Origin of the sequence: Streptomyces sp. NPDC046876 (genome assembly GCF_040645035.1) — a bacterium.
Classification (GTDB): domain Bacteria; phylum Actinomycetota; class Actinomycetes; order Streptomycetales; family Streptomycetaceae; genus Streptomyces.
The window spans coordinates 1-1,419 of sequence record NZ_JBEYXK010000236.1; the positions used below are offsets into that span (position 1 = coordinate 1).

The following is a 1,419-nucleotide window of genomic DNA, read 5'->3' on the forward strand; positions in this document are numbered from 1 at the left end:
GCTGAGAATGGAGATCAAGGATATAATGATATTTTAAGGGACGCAGCTAAGGTTACAGCTTATCATCAGCGACTAAGCCAACTAATTAAAGAGTTCGCTAGTCCTTCAAACTAAAGAATTTTGTTGAATGGCATTGAGAGCAGTTGATAGTCTCCTAGCAAAATCTTCAGGTGGTTCTTCTGATTATCAATTCTCTTTGAATGGAAACTTTTGTAAGCCCCAGTCGTTGTTATTTAATATCAATGGCAGGGGTTTTTGTGGCTGCTAAAAATCCTTGAGAAAACTAGGTTGCTAGAAAGGAAACCGTGTGCGAAAGAAATGCCAGCTATGGATCGGCAATTTGATGTCTTTTCAGACCAAGGCGTTCAAGTGCTTGCAGTAAACATTGCTCAATCGGATTTTGAAGTCCCTGTCCGGCCGGTCATCTTTCCGCACCGTTGCGATGCGCAAACCACTGGCCAGATTCGTCCGGATATATTTCACGCGATACAGGTACTGAAAGAACGATTTCAATATCGCCGTTTTCCGGGCAATCGTCGCGGGACTGTACACTTTCCCTTTTTGGATATGGGGACTGCTGGAAACCAGCCATTCCTGGTACCGGCGCAGATGACGAGGCTCAAGCGACTTGAATAGCGAGCCTTCTTTAATCTGCTCGATGTCAACGCCAATTTCAGATCCATGCTGCAGGAGGTGTTCGACAAACAGCCGCAACTCATTTTCGTATTCCTTGCGCGTCCGGTCGGATCGATCGTTTTTAGCATCGACGTGCTTTTGCTCGTAAATGTACCAAGTGAGAATTTCCATGTCATTAAAATTAGAAAAGGGATTTTGCTTCCCCTTTTCCGCGGTATCGATTTTCTGCTGCAGCTCCCCCATCGACAAGTTCGTAATCTGTAATTTCCCTAAATTTCCATTTTTGGCCAATTCCACGGTTTTTCTCCCTCTTTTCTCCCATTCCAGTTTCTTCCTGTATATTTATAAGTAACTATTATCATTTTCATTTATTTTATCTTAATTAGTAACAAATTGAAACAAATAGTCCCTTTGTTTAGTTTTATTAATCATATATATTATCATTAAAATTTATAATTGATTAAAATTAATTCACGTTTATTGTTTATATAGTATAATGATTTTATATAATTTTATATTAAATCCACTCTCCCTCTTCCCGTTTTTCCTTCTGAAGATTCGAAAAAATGAAAGACGTCCAAAAAAGGAATATTTTAAAAACGAAATTATTGCTTAAACTTGTCTAGTTCGTAGTTAAAAGTATCTCTACCGCTGTTAATATGTTTAACAACATACCTTTTTCTCTCGCTGTGACAGAGTTGTATTTTTACTTTTATCGTCATCCCCCTACTATCCACATGTATTTTTTATTTGCGAACACTTATTTTGGCTAGTTTTTCGTTT

1 protein-coding gene is annotated in these 1,419 nt (G+C 38.4%); it reads right to left on the reverse strand.

What is annotated here, in order from left to right; all coding sequences use genetic code 11:
• Window positions 1-351: 351 nt before the first annotated feature.
• Window positions 352-933, reverse strand: coding sequence for a site-specific integrase (locus ABZ924_RS38675; protein ID WP_361920436.1), 582 nt, complete (start codon window positions 931-933; stop codon window positions 352-354).
• Between the last annotated feature and the right edge of the window lie 486 nt (window positions 934-1,419).